Origin of the sequence: Afipia massiliensis (assembly GCF_014203115.1) — a bacterium.
Lineage (GTDB): Bacteria > Pseudomonadota > Alphaproteobacteria > Rhizobiales > Xanthobacteraceae > Afipia > Afipia massiliensis.
In genome coordinates, this window is sequence record NZ_JACHIJ010000004.1 from 630,398 (window position 1) to 650,269 (window position 19,872).

At 61.9% G+C, this 19,872-nt stretch carries 15 protein-coding genes and 1 pseudogene; 11 read left to right on the forward strand and 5 right to left on the reverse strand.

The window, feature by feature from the left end:
* Positions 1 to 175: 175 nt before the first annotated feature.
* Both dnaJ and dnaK read right to left on the reverse strand, forming a co-directional pair.
* The gene (gene dnaJ, locus HNQ36_RS16820) at positions 176 to 1,312 is read right to left on the reverse strand and encodes a molecular chaperone DnaJ (protein WP_046828113.1); all 1,137 of its coding nucleotides are present in this window, start codon (positions 1,310 to 1,312) and stop codon (positions 176 to 178) included.
* Between the two features lie 87 nt (positions 1,313 to 1,399).
* Positions 1,400 to 3,301 (reverse strand): molecular chaperone DnaK, encoded by a 1,902-nt coding sequence (dnaK, locus tag HNQ36_RS16825; protein ID WP_046828114.1) that lies wholly within the window; start codon positions 3,299 to 3,301, stop codon positions 1,400 to 1,402.
* A 335-nt stretch (positions 3,302 to 3,636) separates the two neighbouring features.
* Here dnaK and HNQ36_RS16830 point away from each other — a divergent pair, with 335 nt between their 5' ends.
* Positions 3,637 to 4,569, forward strand: coding sequence for a hypothetical protein (locus HNQ36_RS16830; protein ID WP_184087008.1), 933 nt, complete (start codon positions 3,637 to 3,639; stop codon positions 4,567 to 4,569).
* 3 nt (positions 4,570 to 4,572) lie between these two features.
* Here HNQ36_RS16830 and grpE read toward each other — a convergent pair whose 3' ends face one another.
* Together grpE and hrcA are read right to left on the reverse strand one after the other, a co-directional pair.
* Positions 4,573 to 5,202: a nucleotide exchange factor GrpE gene (grpE, locus tag HNQ36_RS16835; RefSeq protein ID WP_184087010.1), complete on the reverse strand. Its 630-nt coding sequence runs from the start codon at positions 5,200 to 5,202 to the stop codon at positions 4,573 to 4,575.
* 198 nt (positions 5,203 to 5,400) lie between these two features.
* A complete protein-coding gene (hrcA, locus tag HNQ36_RS16840) occupies positions 5,401 to 6,492 on the reverse strand; it encodes a heat-inducible transcriptional repressor HrcA (RefSeq protein ID WP_046829680.1) in 1,092 nt (363 codons plus the stop codon).
* A gap of 321 nt (positions 6,493 to 6,813) precedes the next feature.
* Between hrcA and rph the strand changes: the two genes are divergently transcribed.
* From rph to hemW, 3 genes are read left to right on the forward strand one after another with little or no spacing between them, the layout of a single operon-like run.
* Positions 6,814 to 7,530 carry a ribonuclease PH gene (gene rph / locus HNQ36_RS16845; RefSeq protein WP_184087111.1) on the forward strand — a complete coding sequence of 239 codons (717 nt, stop codon included), beginning with the start codon at positions 6,814 to 6,816 and terminating at the stop codon, positions 7,528 to 7,530.
* A 43-nt stretch (positions 7,531 to 7,573) separates the two neighbouring features.
* Positions 7,574 to 8,209, forward strand: coding sequence for an RdgB/HAM1 family non-canonical purine NTP pyrophosphatase (gene rdgB, locus HNQ36_RS16850; protein ID WP_184087013.1), 636 nt, complete (start codon positions 7,574 to 7,576; stop codon positions 8,207 to 8,209).
* Positions 8,206 to 9,363 carry a radical SAM family heme chaperone HemW gene (gene hemW, locus HNQ36_RS16855; RefSeq protein ID WP_184087015.1) on the forward strand — a complete coding sequence of 386 codons (1,158 nt, stop codon included), beginning with the start codon at positions 8,206 to 8,208 and terminating at the stop codon, positions 9,361 to 9,363. Before rdgB ends, hemW begins: the two co-directional genes overlap by 4 nt.
* A gap of 122 nt (positions 9,364 to 9,485) precedes the next feature.
* Here the strand turns inward: hemW and HNQ36_RS16860 are convergent, their stop codons facing one another.
* On the reverse strand, positions 9,486 to 10,673 hold the full coding sequence (locus tag HNQ36_RS16860) for a penicillin-binding protein activator (RefSeq protein WP_184087113.1): 1,188 nt from the start codon (positions 10,671 to 10,673) through the stop codon (positions 9,486 to 9,488).
* Between the two features lie 337 nt (positions 10,674 to 11,010).
* Between HNQ36_RS16860 and rsmI the strand changes: the two genes are divergently transcribed.
* The 7 genes and pseudogenes from rsmI (at position 11,011) to HNQ36_RS16895 (ending at position 19,420) form a co-directional block, all read left to right on the forward strand.
* Positions 11,011 to 11,946, forward strand: a complete 936-nt coding sequence (gene rsmI / locus HNQ36_RS16865; protein WP_184087017.1) for a 16S rRNA (cytidine(1402)-2'-O)-methyltransferase — start codon at positions 11,011 to 11,013, stop codon at positions 11,944 to 11,946.
* Positions 11,936 to 12,352: a YraN family protein gene (locus HNQ36_RS16870; RefSeq protein WP_184087019.1), complete on the forward strand. Its 417-nt coding sequence runs from the start codon at positions 11,936 to 11,938 to the stop codon at positions 12,350 to 12,352. The genes rsmI and HNQ36_RS16870 overlap by 11 nt, the downstream gene beginning before the upstream one ends.
* A gap of 95 nt (positions 12,353 to 12,447) precedes the next feature.
* Positions 12,448 to 13,389, forward strand: coding sequence for a glutathione synthase (gshB, locus tag HNQ36_RS16875; protein ID WP_184087021.1), 942 nt, complete (start codon positions 12,448 to 12,450; stop codon positions 13,387 to 13,389).
* 109 nt (positions 13,390 to 13,498) lie between these two features.
* Positions 13,499 to 14,338 carry a hypothetical protein gene (locus HNQ36_RS16880; protein ID WP_184087023.1) on the forward strand — a complete coding sequence of 280 codons (840 nt, stop codon included), beginning with the start codon at positions 13,499 to 13,501 and terminating at the stop codon, positions 14,336 to 14,338.
* A gap of 160 nt (positions 14,339 to 14,498) precedes the next feature.
* The gene (locus HNQ36_RS16885) at positions 14,499 to 15,491 is read left to right on the forward strand and encodes an MBL fold metallo-hydrolase (protein ID WP_184087025.1); all 993 of its coding nucleotides are present in this window, start codon (positions 14,499 to 14,501) and stop codon (positions 15,489 to 15,491) included.
* Between the two features lie 168 nt (positions 15,492 to 15,659).
* Positions 15,660 to 16,307, forward strand: a pseudogene (locus tag HNQ36_RS16890) (magnesium chelatase domain-containing protein); the annotation flags it as partial.
* Positions 16,308 to 16,519: 212 nt separating this feature from the next.
* Positions 16,520 to 19,420 carry a plasmid replication protein, CyRepA1 family gene (locus HNQ36_RS16895; RefSeq protein WP_184087027.1) on the forward strand — a complete coding sequence of 967 codons (2,901 nt, stop codon included), beginning with the start codon at positions 16,520 to 16,522 and terminating at the stop codon, positions 19,418 to 19,420.
* Positions 19,421 to 19,872: the final 452 nt, after the last annotated feature.

Below are 19,872 nucleotides of genomic sequence, written 5' to 3' on the forward strand. Positions count from 1 at the left end.
AGCAAAAAGCGTCAAGGACGCTGGCCAGTGTCCCGAATCCGAAGTTCGCTAGGTTTCGCAGCGAGTTCCGTAGCGAACTTCGGATTCAAAGGGACACCGGAAACTATGATTCTAGTGATCCTTTGGGTCTGACATTTGTAAAAGTGCCTGCGGACGATCCGATACGAATGGATCACTAGGGCGTATTGGCGCGGGTTCCGAAGAAGTCCTTGACCATTTTGAAGAATCCAGCCGCTTCGGGCTGGGTTTCGCCGGACGACAGCTTTTCGAACTCCGCCAGCAGCTCTTTCTGCTTCTTGGTGAGGTTCTGCGGCGTCTCGACCACGACCTGGACGTACATGTCGCCCATCTGCCGGGAACGCAGCACCGGCATGCCCTTTGAGGCAACGCGGAAGCGGCGACCGGACTGGGTGCCCGACGGCACTTTCACCTTGGTCTTGCCCTGGTCGATGGTCGGCACTTCGAATTCGCCGCCCATCGCCGCGGTCACCATCGACACCGGCACGCGGCAGTGCAGGTCCGCACCGTCGCGCTGGAAGAACTTGTGCGAAGCCAGCGACAGGAAAATGTAGAGATCGCCCGCAGGACCGCCCTGCACGCCCGCCTCGCCCTCGCCGGAGAGACGAATACGGGTGCCGTCCTCGACGCCCGGCGGAATATTGACCGACAGCGTGCGTTCCTTCTGCACGCGGCCTTGCCCCGAGCAGGAGCCGCACGGCGTTTCGATCATCTGGCCACGGCCCTGACAGCCGGGGCAGGTGCGCTCCAGCGTGAAAAAGCCTTGCGCCTGGCGAACACGGCCTGCGCCGCCGCACATCGAGCAGGTCTTCGGCTTGGTGCCCGCCTTGGCGCCGGTGCCGGAGCATGTCTCGCAGGTCACAGCGACCGGAATGTTGATCTGCGCGGTCTTGCCGGAGAAGGCTTCCTCCAGCGTGATTTCCATATTGTAGCGCAGGTCCGCGCCGCGCTCGCGACCGCCACGGCCGCCGCGCTGTCCGGCCATGCCGAACAAGTCTTCGAAAATATCGGAGAACGAGGACGCAAAGCCCGCGCCGAACCCGGCCCCGTGGCCGCCGCCGTTGCCCTGCTCGAACGCGGCATGGCCATAGCGGTCGTAGGCGGCACGCTTGTTGCCGTCCTTGAGGATTTCGTAGGCTTCGGAAATTTCCTTGAACTTGTGCTCGCAGGACGGATCGCCCGGATTCTTGTCCGGGTGCCATTTCATGGCGAGCTTGCGGAAGGCCGACTTCAGTCCGGCTTCGTCGATAGAACGTTCGACTTCCAGCGTCTCGTAATAGCAGGCCTTAGACATGGCTGATCTGGGTCATGCGAGTCTGGATCTGTGGTTCGGTTCGCCGCGAAAAGCCTCCCCTTGAAGGGGAGGCTGATCGTGGACTGGTTACGCGGACTTCTTGTTGGTCTTATCGTCGTCGACTTCGGTAAACTCGGCGTCAACGACATCGTCCTTCGCGGCATCCTTGGCGGCGTCCGCCTCGGCCTGCTGCGTGTACATCGCCTCGCCGAGCTTCATCGAAGCCTGCGCCAGCGTATTGGTCTTGGTCTTGATGGCTTCCGGATCTTCGCCCTTCAGGGCTTCCTTCAGATCCGCCAGCGCATCCTCGATCGCCTTGCGCTCGGGCTCGCCGACCTTCGCACCATGCTCGGCCAGTGCCTTCTCGGTGGAATGCACCAGCGCGTCGGCATGGTTCTTGGCATCGACCGCCTCGCGGCGCTTCTTGTCCTCGGCCGCATTGGCCTCGGCGTCCTTGACCATCTTCTCGATGTCGCTGTCAGACAGTCCACCGGACGCCTGAATGCGAATCTGCTGTTCCTTGTTGGTCGCCTTGTCCTTCGCCGACACGTTGACGATGCCGTTGGCGTCGATGTCGAAGGTGACCTCGATCTGCGGCATACCGCGCGGCGCGGGCGGAATTCCCATCAGGTCGAACTGACCAAGCATCTTGTTGTCGGCCGCCATCTCGCGTTCACCCTGGAACACGCGAATGGTCACCGCGCCCTGATTGTCCTCGGCAGTCGAGAACACCTGGCTCTTCTTGGTCGGGATCGTGGTGTTTCGCTCGATGATGCGCGTGAACACACCGCCCAGCGTTTCGATGCCGAGCGACAGCGGCGTAACGTCGAGCAGCAGCACGTCCTTGACGTCGCCCTGCAGCACGCCGGCCTGAATCGCGGCGCCGATGGCAACGACTTCGTCCGGGTTGACACCCTTGTGCGGCTCCTTGCCGAACAGCTGCTTCACCACTTCCTGCACCTTCGGCATGCGCGACATGCCGCCGACGAGAACAACCTCGTTGATCTCGGCAGCCGACAGACCGGCATCCTTCAGGGCCTTGCGGCAAGGCTCGACCGTCTTCTGGATCAGATCGTCCACCAGCGCTTCGAACTTGGCGCGGGTGAGCTTCATGGTCAGATGCTTCGGACCGGTCGCATCCGCGGTGATGAACGGCAGATTGATTTCGGTCTGCGTGGTCGACGACAATTCGATCTTGGCCTTTTCAGCGGCCTCTTTCAGGCGCTGCAGGGCAAGCTTGTCGTTGCGCAGGTTGATGCCCTGCTCTTTCTGGAATTCGTCGGCCAGATAGCTGACGAGGCGCATGTCGAAGTCTTCGCCGCCGAGGAACGTGTCGCCGTTGGTGGACTTCACTTCGAACACGCCGTCGCCGATCTCGAGGATCGACACGTCGAAGGTGCCGCCGCCGAGATCGTAGACTGCGATGGTGCCCTGCTTGGTCTTGTCGAGACCATAGGCGAGCGCAGCCGCGGTCGGCTCGTTGATGATGCGCAGCACTTCAAGGCCTGCGATCTTGCCGGCGTCCTTGGTGGCCTGACGCTGGGCGTCGTTGAAATAGGCAGGAACGGTGATGACCGCCTGATCGACCTTCTGGCCGAGATGGGCTTCCGCGGTCTCTTTCATCTTCTGCAGAATGAAAGCGGAGACCTGCGAAGGCGAATAGGTCTGGCCGTCGGCCTCGACCCATGCGTCGCCGTTGCCGGCCTTCACGATTTTATAGGGGACGAGCTTCTTGTCCTTTTCGACCGTCGGATCGTCGTAACGGCGGCCGATGAGGCGCTTCACGGCGAAGATGGTCTTTTCCGGATTGGTCACAGCCTGGCGCTTGGCCGGCTGGCCGACGAGGCGCTCACCATCGTCGGTGAGGGCAACGATGGACGGGGTCGTCCGCATGCCCTCGGCGTTCTCGATTACTTTCGGTGTTTTGCCGTCCATCACGGCGACGCACGAATTCGTGGTGCCGAGATCGATCCCAATGACCTTTCCCATGGTCTTCTAGTCCTTCTTTTTGCGGCAGGTTGGCTGGGCCCTGACGGCGCACCAATCCAAACCCCCAATATCAAATATTCGCGACGTCGCGACGCTCCGCCTCATATAGGAGGGGGGCATGCCCCCGCAAGGACCAGCCCTTGTAAACAGCCGGGAAAATGGAATTTGCGCATCCGCCGCCCGGCTCCGGGAACGGCGGCGAATGCGTCAATTTGCAACGATTCGGCCCTTGATCTGTTGGCCCGGCGCAGAAACAGTTACGCCCCGAACAGACCGGACCGCCTCGCGCCGTGTCCGACCATTGAACCGCCTCAATACGACATCAGTCAGGTCTCATGAAAACGATCGTCCGCGTTCTCGCCGTCGTCTCCATTGTCACCGCCTCGCCGGCTCTTGCCGCCGACCCCGTATTCCCCTCGGGCGCGCGCGTCGGGCTGGTGCCCGCCGAAGGGCTCACCGTGGCCAAGGAATTTATGGGCTTCGAATCCGCGGACCAGAAGATCAAGGTCGGGCTCGCCGAGATTCCGCCCGCGGCCTTCGCAACGGTCGAGACCGCCGTGAAGGAGGGCAAGACGCCCGCCACAGGCTCCAAGCCGGAGGCCTTTGAGACCGCGGCAGGCAAGGCGTTCATCACCTCCGATACCGGCAAGGACGGCGCGATCACGATCAAGATGTACTCGGTGATCATCTCCGGCGAGAAGTTCACCGGCTACATCATCGCGCAGGCGCGCGAGGATGCAGAGAAGCCGCTATCCGACGAGGCCATGCGCAAGATGCTCGCCTCGGCGAAGCTGCGCAATGACGTCCCGACCGAGGAACAGCTCAGCCTGATGCCGTTCAAGATCGGCGAACTCGGTGATTTCAAGACGGTTCGCACGCTCGCTCCACGCTCGTCGATCCTTTTGACCGACGGCACCGAAGACACCACGCTCGACGGTGCACCCTACATGGTGATCGGCCTGACCGCAGCGGGCCCCGCGTCGCCGGACGATCGCGGACGCTTTGCACAGCAGACCGCCGCCACCATTCCGGGCCTTCGCAATGCGCGCATCGTCTCGAACGAGCCGCAGCGGATTGACGGCTCCGCCGGATACGAGACGCGAATCGAGGCTGTCACCGGCAAGAACGACACGCCGGTCACCGTCGTGCAGTGGCTGAGATTCGGCGGCGGCACGTCGCTGCGCATCATCGCAAGCGCAACGCGCGACGATTGGCCGAAGGCGTTTCCGCGCTTTCGCGCGGTGCGCGACGGCATCGATCCGCGTTAAAAACTATTCCTGCGCGGCGGCAGGCGCAGCCTTCGCGCCGCCCTTGGCGACAGCGACCAGCGCCGGGCGCAACACGCGCTCGCCGATGGTGTAGCCGCCCTGTACGACCTGCACCACGGTGCCTGTCGGCACCGAGGAATCCGGCACCTCGTACATCGCCTGATGGAAATTCGGATCGAACTTCTCGCCGAGCGGATCGAGTTTCTGCACGCCGTTTTTCTCCAGCGTCTTGTGCAGCGAACGCTCGGTCAGTTCGACGCCTTCGATCAGCGCCTTGAGGCCGGGATCGGCGGCCTCGCGTGCTTCCATCGGCACGGCATCCAGCGCGCGCTGGAGATTGTCGGCGATGTCGAGCACGTCACGCGCGAATGCGGTGATGCCGTAGGTCCGCGCGTCGGTGACTTCGCGCTGGGTCCGCTTGCGCAGATTTTCCATCTCCGCAAGCGTGCGCAGCATACGATCCTTGGCCTCGGCCACTTCCTTGGTGAGCGCTTCGACCGAACCTTCTTCAGGATCGTCAGGCATCACGTAAGGCTTTGAGACCACAGGCTCCTTGTCGGTCACGGAACCGTTCGCGCTGTCCTGCGCGGCGGCGGCCTCCGATTGTTCCTTGCGCCCATTGGTATTGGCCATAACTCACCTTTTCAGCAAATCGTCTCGATCATGTGGGATTGTTAGCCCGCATATCGTCATTTGGCGGCCTAAAATCAAGCCAATATGGCTCATCGCCCCATTTTGTCATCACCGGGCCTGTCCCGGTGATCCCGATGAATTGAGCGTAGTGCCTGAATTATCGAGATGGCCGGAATAAATCCGGCCATGACAGCTCATTTATTTGCCGATCAGCTGACTGACAATCCGGGCGGCATAATCGACCATCGGAATGACCCGCGCGTAGTTCAACCGTGTCGGACCGATCACGCCGAGCACGCCGACGATGTGACCCGCGCCGTCGCGATAGGGCGCGATGATGGTCGAGGAGCCGGACAGCGAGAACAGCTTGTTCTCCGAACCGATGAAAATGCGCACGCCGTCGGCGCGCTCGGCGCGCCCGAGCAGATCGATCACGCCCTTCTTGGCTTCGAGGTCGTCGAACAGCAACCGCACCCGCTCGAGATCCTCCATCGCGTGAAGATCCTCCAGCAGGTTGGCGTGACCGCGAACGATCAGCTGGCGCTCGTCACTGGCGCCGCCCGACCAGCTTGCGATGCCTGCCGCAACGACTTTCTGCGTGAGCTGATCCAGTTCGCCGCGGCTCGTTGTCAGCGCGGTTTCGAGTTCGCTGCGCGCTTCGGCCAGCGTGCGTCCGCGAATCCGTGCATTGAGAAAATTCGAGGCTTCGGTCAGCGCCGACGATGGCACGCCCGGCGGCAGCGGCAGCACGCGATTCTCGACCTGGCCGTCTTCCGCCACCAGCACCACCAGCGCCTGTGTCGGCTCCAGCCGCACGAACTCGATATGCTTCAGACGCACGTTCGCCTTCGCCGTCAGCACCACCGCGGCCGCACGCGTCAGACCCGACAATCGCGTCAGCGCTTCGCTCAGCGCGGCTTCGACCGACGACGCACCGCCGACGGATTTGAGTTGTGTTTCGATCGACTGCCGTTCCGGCTCGGTCAGATCGCCGACCTGCATCAGCGCGTCGACGAAAAACCGCAGCCCCAGTTCGGTCGGCAACCGGCCCGCCGACGTATGCGGCGCGTAAATCAGCCCGAGTTGCTCGAGATCCGACATCACGTTGCGCACCGAGGCCGGCGACAGCGGCATGGTGATCAGGCGCGAAATGTTGCGTGAGCCCACCGGCTCGCCGGTGGCCAGATAATTCTCGACAATCTGACGAAAAATATCCCGCGACCGCTCGTTGAGCTGCGCCAGCCCCGCGTTCGGCGTGATCAGATGACCTGTCGGCTCGTGGTGGGCCAAATCCGGCTCCAAACGGGTTGATAAAGCTACAATTGTCCATCGCGCGGCGTCATGACAAGCCGCATTCGCGCAACATCCTTATCGGCCCTTGCCGCTGCGATCCCAAGCCCCTAAAAGCGCGCTAGTGTCCTCGAATCCGAAGTTCGCCTGATTTTGCAGCACTTTCCGTGGCGAACTTCGGATTCGCGAGGACACTAGAAATTATCATTCTGGTGTGGTTTTGGTTCGCAAGCCCGCAACCCGGTTTAGCCGCCAAGATGGTGCGGGCTTGCGAACCACCACACCAAATCGACATTTCCCATGTTTTCGGAGGATTTTCCCATGCGGCCAAGCCGTCGCGCGCCCGATGAACTGCGCCCCGTCACGCTGGAACGGGGTGTGGTCAAATACGCCGAGGGTTCCTGCATGGTGAAGTTCGGCGACACCCACGTGCTGGTGACCGCCACGCTGGAAGACCGCCTGCCGCCATGGCTGAAGGGTCAGGGCCGCGGCTGGGTCACCGCCGAATACGGCATGCTGCCGCGCGCCACCCATGAGCGCATGCGCCGCGAATCCGCCGCCGGAAAACAAAGCGGCCGCACCGTCGAAATTCAGCGGCTGATCGGCCGCTCGCTGCGCACCACCGTGGACCTCGTGGCACTGGGCGAACGCCAGATCACGGTGGACTGCGACGTCATCCAGGCCGATGGCGGCACGCGCACCGCGGCGATCACCGGCGCGTGGGTTGCGCTGGCGGATTGCCTGCAGTGGATGAAGGCCCGCAACATGCTGAAGAACGAGAACGTGCTGCGCGACAACGTCGCCGCGATCTCGTGCGGAATCTACAACGGCACGCCGGTGCTCGATCTCGACTACGCTGAAGACTCCGACGCCGAGACCGACGCGAACTTCGTCATGACCGGCGACGGCCGCATCATCGAGGTCCAGGGCACCGCTGAGAAGACTCCGTTCTCGCAGGAGGAATTCCTCAGCCTGATGGCGCTGGCCCAAAAGGGCATCGCCCGGCTGGTCGACCTGCAAAAAATGGCGGTGGCGTAATTTTCCCGCTTCCAACCGCGCTGCCCAAGGATAACCATTGCGCATGAGTGATCATCGCCGAATCACCGGCCGCCTTGTGATCGCGACCCACAATCCCGGCAAGCTCGCCGAGATGCGCGAACTGCTTGCGCCGTACGGCGTGGAAGCGGTGTCGGCGGCGGAACTCGGCCTTGCCGAGCCGGATGAAACCGGCACCACGTTTCAGGCCAATGCCCGCATCAAGGCGGTGGCGGCGGCGAACGCGACGCAGCTTCCGGCGTTCGCGGACGATTCGGGGCTGGCGGTCGATGCGCTCGACGGACAACCCGGAATTTATTCGGCGCGCTGGGCCGGCGAGGACAAGAATTTTCTCGCCGCGATGTCGCAGATCGAGCGCCTGCTGCAGGAGCGCGGCGCGAAGGAGCCTGCGCAGCGAAGTGCGCATTTCGTCTCCGCCTTATGCGTCGCATGGCCTGACGGCCATCTCGAAGACGTCGAAGCGCGCGTCGACGGCACGCTGGTATGGCCGCCGCGCGGAACTGCGGGTTTCGGTTACGATCCGACGTTTCTGCCCAACGGTCACAGCCGCACCTTCGGCGAGATGACCAGCATCGAGAAGCATGGTTTGCCGCCGCATGGCATGGGCCTGTCGCATCGCGCGAAGGCCTTCGTGAAGCTCGCGGAGATCTGCCTCACATGAGCACCGCTGCGAAACAGGCGTTCGGCGTTTACGTGCATTGGCCATTCTGCCTGTCGAAGTGCCCGTATTGCGACTTCAACAGCCACGTGCGTCACGCGCCGATCGACGAGTTTCGTTTCGCACGCGCCTTCGAGCGCGAGATCGAGACCACCGCCGCGCGCACGCCGGGCCGTGAAGTCACATCGATCTTCCTCGGCGGCGGCACACCGTCGCTGATGCAGCCGCAAACCGTCGGCGCGATTCTCAATTCCATCGCCAGGCACTGGACCGTCGCCAGCGATGTCGAGGTGACGCTGGAAGCCAATCCAACCAGCGTCGAGGCCACACGCTTCAAGGGTTATCGCTCGGCCGGCGTCAATCGTGTGTCGCTCGGCGTGCAGGCGCTGGACGATGCCTCGCTGAAGGCACTCGGACGTTTGCACAGTGCGCGTGAGGCTCTTGATGCCGTCGCCATCGCGCGCGCGGCGTTCGACCGCTATTCGTTCGACCTGATCTATGCGCGGCCTGACCAGACGCCGCAGATGTGGGAAGCCGAACTGAAACTCGCGGTGTCGGAAGCCGCCGAACATCTGTCGCTGTATCAACTCACCATCGAGCCGGAGACGCCGTTCTTCGGGCTGCATGCCGCCGGTAAGCTGAAAATTCCCGACGAGGCCGTGGCGCGCGCGCTCTACGATGTGACGCAGGATGTCTGCGCGAAGCTCGGCCTGCCGTCCTACGAGATTTCCAATCACGCGCGGCCCGGCGCGGAGTGCAAGCACAATCTGGTTTACTGGCGCGGGCAGGAATACGCCGGCGTCGGTCCCGGCGCGCATGGCCGCCTCGATATCGACGGCATCCGTCATGCCATCGCCACCGAGAAGCGTCCGGAGACCTGGCTGATGCGCGTCGAGGCGCAGGGCCATGGCGTGATCAGCGACGAGCTACTCAACAGCGAAGAGCGCGCCGACGAATATCTCTTGATGGGACTGCGCTTGGTGGAAGGCATCGATCCGGTGCGTTACCGGGCGCTGTCGGGACGTTCGCTCGACCCAAGGCGTATCGAGATCCTGCGTGACGAAGGCGCGATCACCGTCGATCCCGATGGCCGCGTGCGCGTGACGATGCAGGGTTTTCCGGTGCTCGATGCCGTGGTGGCGGATCTGGCGGCTTAATAGCCATACTCGTCATTGCGAGCGAAGCGAAGCAATCCACTCTTGAACCAAAAGCACTGGATTGCTTCGTCGCTACGCTTCTCGCAATGACGATGTTGAGAGTTGTCGTCTGGTGAGCAGCCCTACGCCCCAAAGCTCTTCGGCGAGCCTGCCGCAATCGCACCGCCGCCCGAACCGACGCGCATCACCGCGAGACCGCGCTCGTTGGTGCCGTCGCTGCGGAAACGAAACAGTCCGTCGATGCCCGCAAAGCCTGACTGGTTGGTGAGAACGTCCGGCGAAAAACGCTGGCCGCCCTGAGTTCGCGCGAGGGCCGCGACCAGCGCAACGCCGTCATAGGCCAGCGTCGCGGTGCGGACCGGATCGCCGCCGTATTTGGCCCGGTAGCGCGCCGAAAAACCGCGAAAACCCGACGGGTCCGGCGCAGCATAGAGCCCGCCGCGCAGATTGGTATTGGCGAACACGCGCGGATTGTCCCACAGCCCCGTGCCGAGCAATTGCACGCGCTTGAGATCGGCGCCGCTGGAGGCCAGCGTGTCCGCGACGCCGACCAGTGTGTCGCCGTCATCAGCCAGCAGCAACGAATCTGCGCTCGCCAGCGCCTGCACGATGGTCGCCGCGCTCTGCGTGCGATCGGCGCCGTATTTCTCGAACGCAACAATGCGGCCGTTCTTGCGCGCAACCGCCTGCTTGAACGCAACCTCGACCACATTGCCGTAGGCGTTCTCGGGCAGGAACGCCGCGAAGGACCGCTTTCCGGTGCCCGCGGCGTAGTCGACGATGCGATTGACGTCGGATTCAGGCAGGAAGCTCAGCAGATACACACCGCGCCCGGCGACGCTCGAGTCGGTCGAGAACGCGATCAGCGGAATGCCGCGGTTGCGCGCGATTTGCGCCGCGCCCGGCACGGATTGCGCGAACAGCGGCCCGAGAATGATCTCGGCACCCTCATCGACCGCCTGCTGCGCACCCTGTTGCGCGCCCTGCGCCGTACCGTTGTCGTCCTTGATCAGAAGCTGGAGATTCGGATTCTGGAATTCCGCGAGCGCCAGTTCGGCGGCGTTACGCATCGACTGCGCGGCCAGACCGGCGTTACCGGCCGCGGACAGCGGCAGCAGCAGACCAACCTTGACCTGGCCGCTTCCGACCGCCGACGGCTGTTGTTGCGGACCGGCAGGTTGCTCGCCGCCGGAGAACGGAGATTGCATGCCGGCGCACCCGGCCACGAGCGGCGCACCCAGAATCAGGCCGACCGCGCTGCGACGGGTGGCGCCGCTGCGTGAAGGCTTAGGAGTGAACGGCGCAACCATCATTTCTCTTCCGGGCATTGATCCTCGGACACATCTGGAAGAGGATTCAGGCATATTGTCGGCTATAAGTTAACCAGAACAAAAGCTTTTCCGCACCCCTCAGGCGCGCAAGAATACCGCCGGACTGTTTGCAGCTGCGAACAAGACGAAGCGGTCCTTCGGCGCTAGTGTGGCGGTTCGCAAGTCCGCCTTGCCGGGCAGCAAGTCCGCTGCGGACTTGCGAACCAAAGCCACACTGGAGTTATAACTTTCTAGTGTCCTTTCGAATCCGAAGTTCGCTACGAAAGGTGCTGGAAATTAGTGCGAACTTCGGATTCGGGACACTAGATTGCCCACCATGCGCACCAAGAATGTTCCCGCCTCATCGCCCGATCCCGACAACACCGCCCGCACCTTTGCGGTGGCTGGGCACCTCGTCAGCGCGCCGAAGGCCGCTCCCGGGCTGCATCTGGTGGCAACGCCGATCGGCAATCTCGGCGACATCACGCTGCGCGCGCTGGAGACGCTTGCGGGCGTCGATATCGTCGCATGCGAGGACACCCGAATCACGCGGCGGCTGATCGAACGATTCTCCATCACCGCGACGCTCAAACAGTATCATGAGCACAACGCGGAACAGGCGCGGCCGAAAATTCTGGAAGCGCTTGCGCGCGGATCGTCGATCGCGCTGGTGTCGGACGCCGGCACGCCGCTGATTTCCGATCCCGGTTTCAAGCTGGTGCGCGAGGTCAGCGCGGCAGGTTTTCCGGTGATCGCATTGCCGGGGCCATCGTCCGTGCTGGCAGCGCTCTCGGTCGCCGCGTTGCCGACCGACCGATTCTTCTTTGAGGGTTTCCTGCCGTCGAAACAAAATGCGCGCCGCACGCGCATCGCCGAGCTTGCGCGCATCGACGCCACGCTGGTGATGTTCGAAAGCGGCGCCCGGGTGCAGGAGTGCCTGCACGATCTCGCAAGTGTCATGGGCGAGCGCGACGCCGCGATCTGCCGCGAAATGACCAAGCTGCATGAGGAGGTCCGCCGCGCGACCGTGTCAGAACTCGCGGGGATTTCCGACGCGCTGGAGACGCGCGGCGAATTCGTGCTGGTGATTGGACCGCCCGCCGCCGACGCAGGGTTGATGAACGACGCCGCGCTCGACGATCTGCTGCGCACATCGCTGGCACGCGGCAGCGTCAAGGATGCCGTCGCCCACGCCGTCGAAGTCTCCGGACGGCCGCGCCGCGAAATCTATGCCCGTGCGCTTGAGCTGTCGAAGGACGGCGATGACGGATAGCGATCCGCCGCCGAAATTATCGAAGGCGCGCGCAAAAATTCCCTCCCCTGCGCGCGTCGCCGCGTTTCAGACCGGCCTGTCCGCCGAAAGCCGTGCCTGCGTTTACCTGATCGCCAAGGGCTATCGCATTCTGGCGCGGCGCTTCCGCACCCCTTACGGCGAGATCGACATTGTCGCGCGCAGGCGCGGCCTGCTGGCTTTCGTCGAGGTCAAGGCGCGCGCAACGCTGGACGACGCAGCCTATTCGGTGACCCCGCAACAGCAGCAGCGCATCGTCGCGGCGGCCCAGGCCTGGCTGATGGCGCGCCCTGAACATGCGACTTTCGAGATGCGGTTCGATGTCGTGCTGATCGCGCCGAAGCACCTGCCACGCCACCTGATGGCGGCATTCGACGCCGGCGAGTGAACAGGGCGAGCGGCAGGGTTGCGTGCAAAACCTCTGGCAACGGAAGCTGAAATCGCACAGATTGCCGCCGCATGTTCAACAACCGGGTTTAAAGCATGAAGCTGAAAGTCGCCGTCCAGATGGACCCTATCGCGCGGATCAACATTCGCGGCGACTCGACGTTCGCCCTGCTGCTGGAAGCGCAGAAGCGCGGCCATGCGCTGGCCTATTATACGCCCGAGAAACTCTCCCTGCGGGGCGAGCAACTGATCGCAACCGTGCAGCCGCTGAAAGTGCGCGACGAGGACGGCGATCATTTCACGCTGGGCGACGCCACCCGTGTCGATCTCGAATCCTTCGATGTGATTCTTCTCCGGCAAGACCCGCCGTTCGATCTCGCCTACATCACCACCACGCATTTTCTCGAACGCATTCATCCGAAAACGCTGGTCGTCAACAATCCGGCCAGCGTGCGCAATGCGCCGGAAAAGATTTTCGTGATGGAGTTCGCGGACCTGATGCCGCCGACGCTGATCTCGCGCGACAAGGACGAGATCAACGCCTTCCGCGCCGAGCACGGCGACGTGGTGATGAAGCCACTGTACGGACATGGCGGCGCTGCGGTGTTTCGCATCACGCCGAACGACATGAATTTCGGCTCGCTTTACGACATGTTCTCGGTGACGTTCCGCGAACCGTGGGTGATCCAGCGCTTCCTTCCTGAGGTGAAGCACGGCGACAAGCGCATCATCCTTGTCGATGGCGAATTTGCCGGCGCCGTGAACCGCGTGCCGGCGCCGGACGATCTGCGCTCCAACATGGTGCGCGGAGGCGCTGCGCAATCCACCGACCTGTCGCCGCGCGAGCGCGAAATCTGCGCACGGCTCGGGCCGGCGCTGCGCGAGCGCGGGTTGCTGTTCGTCGGCATCGACGTGATCGACGGCCACCTGACGGAAATCAACGTCACCTCGCCGACCGGCATCCGGGCCATCGCCCGGCTCGGCGGCCCCGACGTGGCGGCCATGATCTGGGACGCGATTTCAGCCAAACGCGCCTGACTGCCTGACTACAGTTTAATCAATTGCTGACCACCTTCTGGCAATCTGGCCCCCGGAGGCGTGCGCTGCTGCCGGACACACGGTATGCGTGCACCGAACGGGCTGACTCATGGCAATTGAAGTTTTCAACGGCACCTCGATCCCGCGCGAACTGACCACTGCCGCGCTGGAATTCCTGTGGGTCAAATGGAAAACCCTCAACGATACCAATGATTTGACGCTGCAGCGGCTGACCGAGGAATGCAGCTACGAACTGCGCGCCAATTCCATTCACATGATCGGCGTGGGCGATGACTTCGCCTACGTCTATGTCGGCGAGGCCATCCAGGCTGCGGCCCGCGAGAAACTTGCAGGCTCCCTGCTCTCCCAGTTGACCAATCCCCTTCGGGATGAATTCAGGGACGTGTACCGGCAAGTCGCCAGGCGCATGACTCCCGCCTTCATCCGCTACACCGGCGGCCGCTCGCAAAGCGGTCAGCTCTGGCAGCGGCTGGTGCTGCCGATCAAGGTCACCGACAACATCGTCATGCTGGTGATCTATTCGGAGCTGATCAGCTATCAGCTCGAGGTCTACGACCATCTGTTTCGCACCGCGCCGGACGCCATGGTCATCGCATCGCCGATCACCAACGACGCCGGGCATACGGTCGATGGCTGGATCGTCATGATGAACGATCGCGCACGGCAGCTGCTGAACTATGACGGCAACATCGGCAACATCCGCCTGACCCAGCTTCCGCAATTCGCCGGCGTCGATATCTGGGGCCGGCTCTACGCGCCGAAATCCGCCGCTGCGGCGACGCCCGTGACCGTGGCGGACTTCGATGTCGAGATGATGCGTTTTCCGCATGTGTTCGGGCTACGCATTTCGCCCAAGCTCGCCGGACTCGACGCTAATGCCGCAACCCTCGTTCCCGGCATGAGCACTCAGGCCGACCAGCCCGCCTGATTTTCAAGACATCCCTATTCACATCACTGGCAACGGTGGAGCGCACCCGGCGCATTGCGGCGCGGTGTCGTCTGCGCCCGCTTGCCAGTGCGCAAAAACGAACCGCATAATCGCCGCCGCGACAACCAACGACCAACAACAAAATTCAACGGAGGAACGCATGACGACAGATGTTTCGCGACGATCTCTCCTTGCTCTTGGCGCCGGACTCGGTGTCGGACTTGGCGCCGGACTTGGCGCAACGATGATGAGCGGTAGCGCCCTGGCGCGCGCACCGAAGCTCGGCACGCAGGCTCCGTATTTTCACCGCTTCACGCTCGGCAGCGCGGAAGTCACCGTGGTGTCCGACGGACCCCTGCCGCTCGGCGACCCATCAGGCACGTTCCTCGGCGTTCCGAAGGAAGAAGTGCAGAAGATGCTGACCGATAATTTTCTGAACCCCAGCAACGTCGTTCTCGAACAGAACGCGCCGATCGTGAACTTTGGCGAGCGCGTGGTTCTGTTCGACACCGGCATGGGCACCTCGAAGCTGTTCGGACCGACCACCGGTCGTTTGCAGAAGAGCATCACCGAAGCCGGCCTCAAGCCGGAAGACGTCGATGCGATCGTTTGCTCGCACGCGCATATCGATCATATCGGCGGTATCGTCGATGCGGGCGGCAAGCCGCTGTTTCCGAACGCACAGGTCTATATCAGCCAGGCCGATCTGGAATTCTGGACCGACGAAAAGAAGCTGGACGGACCGCTGAAGGATTTCATCATCCACGCCCGCAAGAACCTGATGCCGGTGCGCGACCGGATCGTGTTCTTCAAGGACGGACAGGAATTCCTGCCCGGCGTGACGGCGATCGCCGCACCGGGCCACACCTTCGGCCACCACATCTTCATGATCCAGTCGGATGGGAAGTCGCTCGCCTTCCTCGGCGATCTCACCCATCACCAGATCTTGCTGCTGGAGCGGCCGCGGATGGAATTCGCCTACGATTCCGATCCCAAGATGGCCGCCGCCACGCGCGTCAAATTGCTGGACACGATCGCGGCCAACAAAACCGCAGTGATGTCCTACCATTTCCCGTGGCCGGGCTACGGCCATGTGGTGAAGGCGGGCGACGGCTTCCGCTACATCGCCGAGCCGATGATCATGAATCTCTAGGGCACGGCACGAAACACGGGCCGGTTTTGGATCAGGCCGACCTCGAAACGGCGGCAGCGGGCACCGCGTTCGCTGCCGTCAGGTTTTCCGGGCACCACCTCGCATGTTCCCCAAATGTTCTTGCGCTCCGAAAAGTTCCTGCTAGGGTTGTAGCGGGGGCGAGGGAGCATGGTTCAGCGCGTTTCCACGGTGGCGTTTGAAGGCATCGAAGCCCGCGCGGTGGACGTGCAGGTTCAGGTCGCGCCGGGACTACCCGCTTTCAGCATCGTCGGCCTGCCCGATAAAGCCGTTTCGGAAGCCCGCGAGCGGGTTCGCTCCGCCCTGATTGCCTCTGGTCTGGCGCTGCCCGCCCGGCGAATCACCGTCAATCTCGCGCCCGCCGACCTGCCCAAGGAAGGCAGCCACTATGATCTCCCCATCGCGCTCGGACTGATGGCCGCCATCGGCGCGATCCCGCCCGATGCACTGAGCGGCTTTACGGTGCTGGGCGAACTTGGTCTCGATGGCTCGATCGCGCCGGTCGCCGGCGTGCTTCCCGCAGCCATCGGCGCCAACGCACGCGACGAAGGACTGATCTGTCCCGCGGCCTGCGGCGCGGAGGCGGCATGGGCCAGCCCCGAGATCCAGATCGTCGCGGCGGCATCGCTGATTCAGATCGCCAATCACTTCAAGGGCACGCAGGTCCTGTCGCGGCCCGAACCGAAGATCACCGAACGCCAGATTGCTTCGCTCGATCTTCGCGACATCAAGGGCCAGGAAAGCGCCAAGCGCGCGCTCGAGATTGCCGCAGCCGGCGGGCATCACCTGCTGATGATGTGGACGATTAACCCGAAAGGAAGGATGCCGCTTGGGCAACCGTTCGGAATGAACACCTCTGTCCCCGGGCGATAGCCGGGGACAGACCACCACATGATTCATAGCCACTAAAAGCCCGCTTGTGTCCCCGTTGGGCGGCCAGCTTAAAAATAATACTTACGCCGGGAAAATGTGTCGCTATTGGAAAGGACCTCCTTTGACAGGTCCTTCGTATGCCCGCTCTCGATCCGGCCCAGCGTATTAAAGTCGCCATCAACACGACTCTTCTTAACAAGAACGAGGGGCGGACGAGTTTCGTCGACAACTTCCAGAATGTCGAGTTCACGATTACCGAGTTGGCACATCACGTCAACCAAGGCCTTGCGTTCTCGAGTCAGCTCTCCGGACAAAGGCGGAAGGCATCGTTCCTCTGTTCTAGCGTTCTTGTGATCGACTTCGACGGCCAGCGGTCACTCGACGATGTTCGAACTGACCCCTTCATCCGGGAGCATCTCTCCTTCCTGTATACCACTATTCGGCATACCTCGGACCATCATCGCTTTCGGCTTGTCTTCGCTCTTCCGGAGCCGATTGAAGATCCGGACCAGATGAACGCGGCGCTCCGAAGCCTGTCACTGAAGGTCTCCGGTAACCGCGCATCGGCGGACGCTGCACACTTGTTCTTCGGTTCGAAGGGATCTGACCCAGAGCTTTTCCAACGCGCGCTTTCAGCAAGCATGGTCGAAGAACTGATCAAGCGAGGCCTCGACGCGGATAAGCGGATCAACCGTGATCGGGCCGCAATGACCTCGGTATCGAGACAGACGATACACCCGGATCACATCCTGACACTCGATGACGGTAGCTCGGCTTCGTTCGGCTCGCTCCCGATCCGCACCCGCGTTAAGTGCCCTTTCCACTATGACCAGTCCGCCAGTGCATTCATCACAACTTCGGCGAATGGCAAGACAACCGGAGTTCACTGTCTGACGTGCGGTCAATCCTTCTGGCCTCCCAACGGCATCCACGAAGTGGATTTTCGCGACTTCGAAAAGGCGCTAGCGGCGGCTGAGGCCTACTTCGCCGCGAACCTCGATCACGGGCCCTTTCAGGAAGCGATCTCGAGCAACTTCCATCCCGGTCTCAAGGAATGCGATATCCACCGCCTCCCCGGGGGATTCGTCAGCCTGCCACGTCCGGTCCCTAAAGGCGTGATCTTCATCAAGAGCCCAAAAGGAACCGGAAAGACGGAAGAGTTGTCGCGAATCCTGCTGAAAGAACCCGGTCGAACGCTGTTGATTGGTCATCGCATCGCGCTCATCGAGCAGACCTGCGACCGCCTAGCCCTCGATTGCTATCTCGACGAACCAGCCGGTGAAATTCATTGGTCGCAACTAGGTGTCTGCCTTGACAGCTTGGCGCGCTTGGCAGCCCCCAGCAACACGAGGCAGTTCATCGACAACCTCATTATCGACGAGTCCGAGCAGGTCCTTTCGCATTTCCTGTCTGGAACCATCAGGGACCACGACAGAAACGAGATCTTTCAAATCTTTCGGCTGCTGGTCCGTTCGTCAAAGCGTGTCTTCGCGCTCGACGCCGACCTCGGCTGGCTCACATTTGAAACTCTGTCGAAGATGGTTTCTGATCCGGAGAACAAGTACGAGCCGAAGAAATGCACGGTTTACCTGAACGAGCGGTCTGTTTCGACCGAAGTGCAAGTGTACGGCGCGAAGGGCCACCTGATCAGTGAGCTCAATACCTGGGCACAGTCCGGTCGCCGACTGTTCGTGCCCTCGAACTCGAAGCGTTTGCTCACAAGGCTGAACGAAGGCTTCAAGAAGAAGATGCCTCAGGTCCGGACACTCCTGATCACGTCCGACACGACAGGAGAAGAAGTGGTCAAAGCGTTCATTAAGAACCCTCGGACCGAGACGCTGAAGTACGACGTCATCTTCGCGTCGCCGACGCTCGGGACCGGGATCGACATCACTTTTGAGAATAATGAGAGCTTGATCGACGGCGTGTTCGGCCTGTTCGAGACCGGCGTGTCGACTCACTTCGAGATCGACCAGCAGATCTGGCGCGTTCGACACCCCGGATGTGTGAAGGTATGGGTCTCACCGGCGACTTACTTTTTCGACACGTCACGGGACGTCATCCAGCGAGACATTCAGAAGAACAACCTGTTCATGAACACGCTCTCGCACTTCGACATAGGGGGAAAGCCCGTGTACCACACGAACTTGCCCCTTATTGACATGGCCGCGCTCGCCCAAAGCCAACAGGTCGCCTCGAAGAACAATCTCAAGAAGAACTTAATAGACCTGAAGACGTCCCACGGTCACATCATCACCTATGTCGAGAAGAATTCCCCCGCGACTTCTGAAGGGATGCGGTTTGAAGCAGCGTCGGCGGCGCTGGAGGAAGAGCAGTACAGGACCTCGATCCTGAACGCGCGGAGATTGACCCGCGAAGAGTTCGACAAGCTGGATGAGAAGTCAAAAAATCATCGGACACCCGTTGATCGCGTGGGCAGGCTCGCGCTCGAGCGATACCGAATCGAAAGGTTCTATCGCCGCAGCCTTGACCACGCCCTGATCGACCTCGACGACCGTGGACGCTTCAGGACAAGGGTCATCACATTCGAGGGCGTCTTGAAGGCGGCCAGCGCATCAGCCCCTAAGGCCGATCTGGGTCTCAAGCAGCGATTTCTCCCGACCGGCGAGGACAGGGCGCACCTGATACTCGAACTGCTCACCTGCGCCGGCGTTATCGAGGGCGACCGGTTGGCCACCGAGGCGGAGTTCAGCGTGATCTCGCTCATGCCGTTCATGACGCGGTGTGTTGAGCTCCGTGGAGACGTCGAGGGTGTGCTCGAGATCGAGGTCGGAGACAACCTGAACGACGGCGTTCGGAAACTCGGGAAGGTCCTCGATAAGATCGGACTTGGAATCGAGCGGACCCGAAGCTCACGCGCGAAGAAACTCGCCGGGGGGAAGAAGATCCGTTTCTATCGGCTCGTCGAACCGATGCTGCGAACGATCGAAGGCGTCGTTGATGATCGGCAACATGATGCGGATCATTTCCGGCGGGAGTTGACCGAGTTGATCAAACTCGGTGAACTCGTCGGGTAATTCGATTCCTGTCGCGTTGGATGACTTGGACAGCTTTGCTCAGTTCGGTCGTTGTTGTGTTTTGGTTGCGATCAAAGCTTCGTCTGCTTGTTCTGAGTTGACTTCAACCTGTCTTCGATACCTGCGGTAGCGTTGAGGATACACTTCGCCTTCCGGCGAAGTGACCCCGACCTGCGTACAGCGGTTCGGACGACATCGGATCGGAGAAACCGGCGAACCGGATAGGATCAGGCTGAGCGAATTGATCCTTTACTCTCCGCTTCCCTTTCGGTCAGCGCAGGACAGCGACGAAACCGATCCAACGATCGCGTCATCCTTGACGGTCATCATTCCGTCTCTCTTACAGGCTTCGTTTTGCGACCCTTGCCTGCTTTAGTCGTTTCGGACTTTGTCCGGACCGGTGTCTCAGTCCACCGGAATTGCTGACCGCAGTGTCCCCCGTTTTGCAGGAG

Bases quoted from the DNA above. Each gene is read 5' to 3' on its own strand.
- dnaJ (WP_046828113.1), bottom strand. From the start codon at position 1,312: ATGTCTAAGGCCTGCTATTACGAGACGCTGGAAGTCGAACGTTCTATC.
- dnaK (WP_046828114.1), bottom strand. From the start codon at position 3,301: ATGGGAAAGGTCATTGGGATCGATCTCGGCACCACGAATTCGTGCGTC.
- HNQ36_RS16830 (WP_184087008.1), top strand. From the start codon at position 3,637: ATGAAAACGATCGTCCGCGTTCTCGCCGTCGTCTCCATTGTCACCGCC.
- grpE (WP_184087010.1), bottom strand. From the start codon at position 5,202: ATGGCCAATACCAATGGGCGCAAGGAACAATCGGAGGCCGCCGCCGCG.
- rph (WP_184087111.1), top strand. From the start codon at position 6,814: ATGCGGCCAAGCCGTCGCGCGCCCGATGAACTGCGCCCCGTCACGCTG.
- rdgB (WP_184087013.1), top strand. From the start codon at position 7,574: ATGAGTGATCATCGCCGAATCACCGGCCGCCTTGTGATCGCGACCCAC.
- hemW (WP_184087015.1), top strand. From the start codon at position 8,206: ATGAGCACCGCTGCGAAACAGGCGTTCGGCGTTTACGTGCATTGGCCA.
- HNQ36_RS16860 (WP_184087113.1), bottom strand. From the start codon at position 10,673: ATGGTTGCGCCGTTCACTCCTAAGCCTTCACGCAGCGGCGCCACCCGT.
- rsmI (WP_184087017.1), top strand. From the start codon at position 11,011: ATGCGCACCAAGAATGTTCCCGCCTCATCGCCCGATCCCGACAACACC.
- HNQ36_RS16870 (WP_184087019.1), top strand. From the start codon at position 11,936: ATGACGGATAGCGATCCGCCGCCGAAATTATCGAAGGCGCGCGCAAAA.
- gshB (WP_184087021.1), top strand. From the start codon at position 12,448: ATGAAGCTGAAAGTCGCCGTCCAGATGGACCCTATCGCGCGGATCAAC.
- HNQ36_RS16880 (WP_184087023.1), top strand. From the start codon at position 13,499: ATGGCAATTGAAGTTTTCAACGGCACCTCGATCCCGCGCGAACTGACC.
- HNQ36_RS16885 (WP_184087025.1), top strand. From the start codon at position 14,499: ATGACGACAGATGTTTCGCGACGATCTCTCCTTGCTCTTGGCGCCGGA.
- HNQ36_RS16895 (WP_184087027.1), top strand. From the start codon at position 16,520: ATGCCCGCTCTCGATCCGGCCCAGCGTATTAAAGTCGCCATCAACACG.